Here is a 7,284-nt window from a genome sequence, read left to right as displayed (position 1 = left end):
TGCTGTGGTTGGCGACACTGTTGGTGATCCGTTCAAGGACACGTCGGGGCCGTCGATGAACATTCTCATCAACGTAATGGCGATCGTCTCGCTCGTCATCGCACCGATCGTCGCGTAACCCGGCGCGTCGGGCGTGCCGCAATAAAAAAGCCGGCGAGCCGCGACTTATTTGCGATGGGTCGTCGTGGGAGCGGCTTCCAGCCGCGACTACTTGCGACAAGGAGTCGAACCGGCCGGGCCGGCACGACGACGTTCTATGTCAGCGCGGCCAGCTTGCGCGGCAGCAGGAAGTGCATGGTGAGCCCACGCGCAGCCATGAACAGCAGGAAGGCCAGCCACAGGCCGTGGTTGCCGAGAGGTTGCAGCAGGTAAAAGGCAGGCACGAACACCAGGAATGTGGAGGCCAGCATGGTATTGCGCATCTCTCGCGCCAGCGTCGCGCCAACGTAAACACCGTCGTAAAGAAAGCTCCAGGTGGAGACAATTGGCGAAATGATTACCCAGGGCAGGTATAGCAGCGCTGTCGCGCGCACAGCCTCGATGTCCGTAAGTAAATAGATGATTGGACGGCCGCCGGCAGCCCATGCGGCCATAAATACAACAGCAATCAGCACCGACCAGAACATCGACAGTCTGATTGCCTTACGAATGCTGTCGCGGTGTTGTGCGCCAATAGCACGGCCGACCATCGCTTCGGCGGCGTTGGCAAAACCATCCAGCGCGCTGGCCATAAAGTACTGCATATTGAGCAGAATGGCATTTGCGGCAAGAATGATGTCACCCTGCCGCGCGCCCATGGCGGTAAGGAAACCGAAGGCGAACATCAGCGACATTGTCCGAATCAGCAGATTGGCGTTGACTGCAAACAGGCGTTTGATGCGTGTGCGGTCTATCAGCCGTTCGCGCAACCACTGGCCAGGGCGCAGACGAAGTTCGCGGGCGACCAGCAGCAGGCCAACCATGAGGCCCGAGTACTCTGCCAGTACTGAGGCAATGGCGACACCATCGGTCTTGTAACCCAGGTAAACGACCAACAGGATATCCAGGCCAATGTTGACCAGGTTGACCAGGATCATCATGAGCAGTGGGGCTCGTGAGTTATGGAGCCCGATGAACCAGCCGACCAGTGCAAAATTGGCCAGCGCCGCTGGCGCGCTCCAGATACGAATCGAGTAGTACAGCTCCGTTTGTGCCGTGACCTCGGGACTGGGTGCTATCAGCCAAAGCGCAAGCGCCCCGATCGGCAACTGAAACACAAGCAACAACGCCGCCATTGCCAGTGCAATTCCGAGTACCTGGCCAAGTACAGTGCGTAATTCGCTGTTGTCGTCTGCGCCCAGCGCCTGCGCGGTAATCCCGGTAGTGCCCATGCGCAGGAAATTCAGCCCGGTGTAGATAAAGCTGAAAATGGTTGCGCCAACGGCGACCGCACCGATGTAATGCGGGCTGTCCAGATGACCGACTACGGCAGTATCGACCATACCCAGTAGCGGTACGGTGATATTGGAAAGAATCAGCGGCGCGGCAATGTTCCACACCGCGCGGTGGTCATAGCGCGCTTTTGGCAAGAGTAGCTACTGCGAGTGCGCGACGGATCGCCGCTGCAGTTCTTCGTGACTTACGTCCTCGAAGTGCGTTGCGATCCACCAGATGATGCCCGCTGGGTCGACGATACCGCCGTGGCGGTCGCCATAGTACATGTCATCGGGCGGCATGATTTCGGTTGCACCATTCGCGAGTGCCTTGTTGTGTACGGCATCGCAATCGTCGACATATATGTAGAGGCTCGCGGGCTGCGGCGGATAATCATCGCCGGGCGATTCACCCAGCATCAGCATCGAGTCACCGATCATGAGCTGTGCGTGCTTCGCCGCACCACTCTTGTCGACTATCTTCTCCTGTACCTCTGTGCCGAATACGGTATCGAGAAAACCGAGTTCCTCGTCGAGCCCCTTGACGATGATGTATGGCGTGACTTTCTGATAGCCCTCAGGTGGGTTGCGCATGGTCATGACTTACCTCAGTAGTTGACGGGCGGCGTCCATTATTTCTTTTTCTGAGGCCAGAACCAGGTTGGCGGCCGCGGCCAATGGAATGTAGCTGTCGGCACCGGTTACCCGTCGTTTGACGACCCCACTGCCGACCTGTTCGTCGATAGCGGTAAAGATCTCCTCGGCAATACCACCGGTCTGACGTCCTTCGTCGACTACCAGCACGCGACCGACCTGGCCGGCATGTTCGGCGATCAGCTCGCGGTTTAGTGGTTTGAGCCAGCGCAGGTCGAGGATTCGGGTGTTCGCACCGCTGCTCCGTCGTAATTGATCCGCGACGCGTAGCGACATCGGCACGCCGTTGCCATAAGTGATGATCAGCAGATCTTTGGCAGCCGGGAAGTAGACCCGGCCCTCGCCAAACGGGATGAAGCAGTCGGGCGCCGGGTAATCAAAACACCACTTGCCATCCTTCGCTTCGTACAGGTCCTTTGTCATGTACAGCGCAATAGGCTCCAGGAATGCGCTGACCCGCCCATTGACCCTGGCCAGGGCTGCGCAGGTTCGCAGCATCATTGCCGCATCGTCGCCACGCGACGGGCAGGCAATAATCAGCGACGGTATGTCGCGCAGGGCCGCGAACGAATTGTCGTTGTGGAAATGCCCGCCAAAACCTTTCTGGTAGCCAAGCGATGCAATGCGGATCACCATCGGGTTGGAAAACTGGTTGTTCGAAAAGAACTGCAGTGAGCAGGCTTCGCCACGCAGTTGGTCGGCGGCATTATGCAGATAGGCAAGGTACTGGATTTCCGGAAACGGCAGCAGACCCATGTAGCCCGCGCCCTGGGCCATGCCGAGAATCGTGGTCTCATCAAGAAGCGTATTGTGGACCCGGTTGCCGCTGAAAGTTTTGTGCAGGCCCGTGGTTACCGTGTAAACACCGCCTTTCTGCGCGACATCCTCGCCAAACAGCGTCATCTCCGGATACTTGGCCATCAGGTCATGCAGCGCCCGGTTTATGTTTATCGCGAGGTGCCGTGCCCCGGCTTCCTCTGGCAGCGTTCGCCCGCCAAAGGCGCTACTGCGGTCGTAGTCGCTGCGACCAGCCTCTGCTTCGACCTGTTTCGGCGTGAATGGCGCCATCGGCCGGACAACTTCTTCGCGGGTTTCCAGGCGCGGCCGCTTTGTTATGCGGCCGGCGGTGCGGCGCACACGATCCCGTAGTTCTTCATAGCGGCGGCGAATGGCTGTTGAGTCCATCAGCCCGGCTTCGAGTACTGTTTCTGCAGTCATCAGCAGCGGATCGCGCGCTTCCGTAGTTTCGATGTCCTGTAACGAGCGATATTCGGTTTCGACATCGGTGCCCGCATGGCCCAGCAGGCGGCATACCCGCAGATGCAGGAACACCGGCATTCGGGTAACGCGACATTCATCGATGGCCTCCTGCACGGCCGCCCAGGAGCTGACCACGTCGAGTCCGTCAGCATAGCGATAGGCAAGCCCGGCACGGCTATTAAATGCGGCGCGTATCCAGCCGTCTGGTGTGCGTACCGAAATACCGAGTGTATTGTCCTCGCACACAAACAGGATCGGCACGGGCAGGTTCTGGTACGCAGTCCACTGTGCAGCGTTGAAAGCACCCTGCGCAGCGCTGTGGTTGATGCTGGCATCGCCAAAAGAACAAATCACGATGCTGTCGGCAGGTACCGGTATTTTGGTACCTATGCGCTTGGCCTGGGCCAGCGCGATGGCAGTGCCGACGGCTTTGGGCAAGTGGGAGGCAATGGTTGAAGTCTGCGGCAGCACCCAGCCGGGCTTGCTTCCCCAGACCTTGTGACGCCCGCCGGACGACGGGTCTTCACGGGATGCGGCCAGTGAAAGGAGCGTATCGTTGATCGGGTCGCAGTCCGGCAGCTGGGCGGACCGTGCCAGCATGAAGCCACCGCTGCGATAGTGCAGGAAAGCCGGGTCAGTAGTGCGGGTCTGCATGCCAACTATTGCGTTGGCCTCGTGACCGGAGCTGCCGATGGTGTAATAGCCTTCGTTCCGCGCGCGCATTTCGCGAGCCGTGATGTCCAGCAGGCGCGATTTCATCATGCTGTCGAACAACAGCAATAGCTGGGCTCCGCTGAACTCGGTATCTCCGGAGATGGACAACGACGGGTCGCCAGGATTGAACGGTTCGTCCCACTGGTCGAGAAAATCGATGAAATTCCTGTCGACAATCTCGGCGCGATTGATGCCGCGTGTTGCGGTTTTGGCGAGGCCTTGTTTACTCATAATTTCGGTTCGCGGCTAAAGCCGCTCCTGCGAGACATGTTCGCGGCTAAGGTCGCTCCTGCGAGACATGTTCGCGACTAAAGCCGCTCCTGCGAGACATGTTCGCAGTTGAAGTCCTCCTGCAGAACGTGTGCGAACTGTGGTACCAGCTGCTCAGAAAGCATTCACCCCGGTCAGCTCGCGCCCGATCACCAGCTCGTGCACTGTTTCAGTCCCCTCGTAGGTGATGACACTCTCGAGGTTTAGCATGTGCCGGATCGGGCAAAACTCCACGCTGATTCCGCTGCCACCAAGCAAATCACGGCAGTCACGGGCAATATCCAGCGCCATGCGCACGTTGTTCCATTTGGCCAGCGACACCTGAGTCGGCGACATGCGTCCGGCATCTTTCAGCCGGCCAAGACGCAACGACAAAAGCTGTGCAAGCGTAATGCGTCGTGCCATATCCGCCAGCCGCCGTTGCGCCGTCTGGGTGTGTGACAAGGGACGGTCGAACAGGATGCGGGTGCCGGTGTAATCGATCAGTTCCTGCAGGCAGGCCTGCGCCGCGCCAATCGCGCCCCAGGTAATACCGTAGCGTGCCTGTGTCAGGCAGCCCAGTGGGCCTTTGAGCCCGCGTACCTTTGGCAGCCGGTTGGCGTCCGGCACACGCACGTTGTCGAAAAACAGTGATGAAGTAACCGAAGCGCGCAAAGAAAACTTGTGCTCGATTTCCGGTGCGGCGAAACCGGGCATGTCTTTTTCAACCAGGAAGCCCTGTATGCCATCCTCAGTCTTTGCCCAGACAACAGCAACATCGGCAATGGTGCCGTTGGTGATCCACATTTTTGAGCCATTGAGAATCCAGTCATCACCGTCGCGTTTTGCACGTGTCTGCATGTTGGACGGATCGGACCCGCCCTGCGGTTCGGTCAGGCCGAAACAGCCAATCGCCTCACCCTTCGCGAGCGCCGGCAGCCAGCGCTGTTTCTGCTCGTCAGAGCCATAGGCGTAAATCGGGTACATCACCAGGCTGGATTGCACTGATACAAAACTGCGCAGCCCGCTGTCACCACGTTCGAGTTCCTGGCAGATCAATCCGTAGCAAACGGCATTGAGTCCCGCGCAGTCGTAACCTTCGATCGAACTGCCGAGCAGCCCCAGTGATGCGATCTCCGGTACCAGTTCGGCAGGAAAGCGGCCCTTTTCGAACGCCTCAGGAATGACCGGCAGCGCCTTTTCATCGACAAAGCGTGCAACGGTGTCCTTGACGAGCTGCTCTTCTTCGCTCAGTTCACTTTGCACATCGAACAGATCCAGCGGATCCAGCGAGGTCGGCCCGGTTTTGACGTTTTCTGCTGCGGTGGCCATCACGGCGCTCCTGGGAGGTGGCGAGTCGGCCAATGATACGCGACTGGCCATACCATCGGCACCCCGGTTTCAGTATCGTCAAAGCCGCCGATACAGGGATGGCAGGGAGTACACTACGGCCGCCAGCCAGAGGGAGCCCGGTTATGAAAATACCTGAGATCTTGCTGATTGAATCGGAGCATCGGCCCGGCAACCTGGGGCAGATTCTCACGGTGATTGGCGAGTATGGCCTGACGGTCGAGCACCTGACCATGGTGCACCGCGAGGGCGGCAAGAGCGTCTGGGAAGTGACGCTGGAGATGGATGCGGAAGCCGATCGCGGTGTGTTCGACAAGATCGACGCGCTGCCAACGGCAAAGGTACTGGGCCGGTCCGATCGCGTATTCAACCGCCACGCGGGTGGCAAGATCCATACGGTGTCGCGCGTCAACATCGAAAGCCAGCAGGTGCTGCGCGACATTTATACACCGGGTGTGGCGCGCGTGTGCCTGGCGATCCAGGATGACCCGGCGCGCGCCTATGACTGGACCAACCTGGGCCACACCGTCGCCATTGTCACCAATGGCACGGCAATACTTGGCCTGGGAAATATCGGTCCCGTTGCCGGTTTGCCGGTAATGGAGGGCAAGGCGGCGTTGTTTGCAGCGTTCTCCGATATAACCGGCGTGCCAATTTTGCTGGATACCACCGACCCGCAGGAAGTTATCCGTGTCACGGCGGCAATTGCTCCGAGCTTTGGCGGCATACAGCTTGAAGATATTGCTGCTCCGGAGTGCTTCGAAATCGAGCAGGCGCTGGTGGAACAATTGGAAATACCGGTGCTGCATGATGACCAGCACGGCACGGCGGTCGTTACGCTGGCCGCCTTGCTCAATTCCTGCGCGCGTGCCGGGCGACGGCCGGAAGACAGTATCGTCGGGCAGGTTGGTCTCGGCGCGGCCGGCATCGGCATAGTGCGCCTGTTGCAGCATGCCGGCATGAAAAAAGTCATGGGCGCCGATCTCAACCCGCAGGCGATGGAGCGGCTCACTGCAATGGGTGGCGAGGCGTCTTCGCTCGAACAGATCATGGCAAAGGCCGACATCGTGGTGGCCACCACCGGTGTCAAAGGCCTGATTCGTCGCGAAATGGTGCGACCGGGCCAGGTTATCCTTGCGCTGTCAAACCCTGACCCGGAGATTGAGCCGATGGCGGCGATGAATGCCGGCGCGGCTTTCGCTGCCGACGGCAAGGGCATCAATAACGTGTTGGGTTTTCCCGGGCTGTTTCGCGGTGCGCTCGATGCACGGGCAAAGTGTTTTACCGATGCGATGCTGATAGCCGCCGCCCGCACGCTGGCCAACCTTGCCGGTGAACACGACCTGGTTCCGGATCCGCTCAACCGCCGGGTGCACGATGCGGTTGCAGCGGCGGTTGCAGCGGTCGCATAGGGCGGCTTCAGCCGCGACTGCCTGCGATCTGTGGGAGCGGCTTCCAGCCGCGACTGCCTGCGACGGAGTCTGGCAGCGGGCCTAAAAGACGGTATTCCTTGTCAGCTCCGGCGGAGGACCGCAGTCGCTGCCAAGAAACACCGTCTTCTCTCCCGCCGCATCAGATCCGGGTGCAACCTCTTGTAGGAGCGGCTTTAGCCGCGAACCGTTTGAGACGTCGCGGTATTCTGATT

6 protein-coding genes are annotated in these 7,284 nt (G+C 59.5%); 2 read left to right on the top strand and 4 right to left on the bottom strand.

The window, feature by feature from the left end; translation table 11 throughout:
* Positions 1-118, top strand: a 118-nt coding sequence (locus HKN06_10130; GenBank protein NNF61670.1) for a hypothetical protein, incomplete at its 5' end; no start/stop codon positions are given.
* Positions 119-254: 136 nt separating this feature from the next.
* On the opposite strand, the gene HKN06_10125 is transcribed toward HKN06_10130, so the two are convergent.
* From HKN06_10125 to HKN06_10110, 4 genes are all read right to left on the bottom strand, one after another.
* Positions 255-1,517, bottom strand: coding sequence for an MATE family efflux transporter (locus HKN06_10125; GenBank protein NNF61669.1), 1,263 nt, complete (start codon positions 1,515-1,517; stop codon positions 255-257).
* Positions 1,518-1,574: 57 nt separating this feature from the next.
* Entirely contained in the window at positions 1,575-2,012 is a 438-nt protein-coding gene (locus tag HKN06_10120) for a VOC family protein (GenBank protein ID NNF61668.1), read from the bottom strand.
* Positions 2,013-2,015: 3 nt separating this feature from the next.
* Complete coding sequence (locus HKN06_10115) at positions 2,016-4,271, bottom strand: MFS transporter (GenBank protein ID NNF61667.1); 2,256 nt, start codon at positions 4,269-4,271, stop codon at positions 2,016-2,018.
* 153 nt (positions 4,272-4,424) lie between these two features.
* Positions 4,425-5,621 (bottom strand): acyl-CoA dehydrogenase, encoded by a 1,197-nt coding sequence (locus tag HKN06_10110; protein NNF61666.1) that lies wholly within the window; start codon positions 5,619-5,621, stop codon positions 4,425-4,427.
* Positions 5,622-5,764: 143 nt separating this feature from the next.
* Between HKN06_10110 and HKN06_10105 the strand changes: the two genes are divergently transcribed.
* Positions 5,765-7,051, top strand: a complete 1,287-nt coding sequence (locus HKN06_10105) for an NAD-dependent malic enzyme (GenBank protein NNF61665.1) — start codon at positions 5,765-5,767, stop codon at positions 7,049-7,051.
* Positions 7,052-7,284 lie beyond the last annotated feature (233 nt).

The sequence above is a fragment of the Gammaproteobacteria bacterium genome, assembly GCA_013003425.1.
GTDB lineage: Bacteria > Pseudomonadota > Gammaproteobacteria > Steroidobacterales > JABDKV01 > JABDJB01.
Note: the sequence above shows the minus strand (reverse complement) of the source record. Positions and strands in the feature narration are given on the sequence as shown.

Coding starts and splice junctions, on each gene's coding strand:
- HKN06_10115 (NNF61667.1), bottom strand. CDS start 4,271: ATGAGTAAACAAGGCCTCGCCAAAACCGCAACACGCGGCATCAATCGC.
- HKN06_10120 (NNF61668.1), bottom strand. CDS start 2,012: ATGACCATGCGCAACCCACCTGAGGGCTATCAGAAAGTCACGCCATAC.
- HKN06_10110 (NNF61666.1), bottom strand. CDS start 5,621: ATGGCCACCGCAGCAGAAAACGTCAAAACCGGGCCGACCTCGCTGGAT.
- HKN06_10105 (NNF61665.1), top strand. CDS start 5,765: ATGAAAATACCTGAGATCTTGCTGATTGAATCGGAGCATCGGCCCGGC.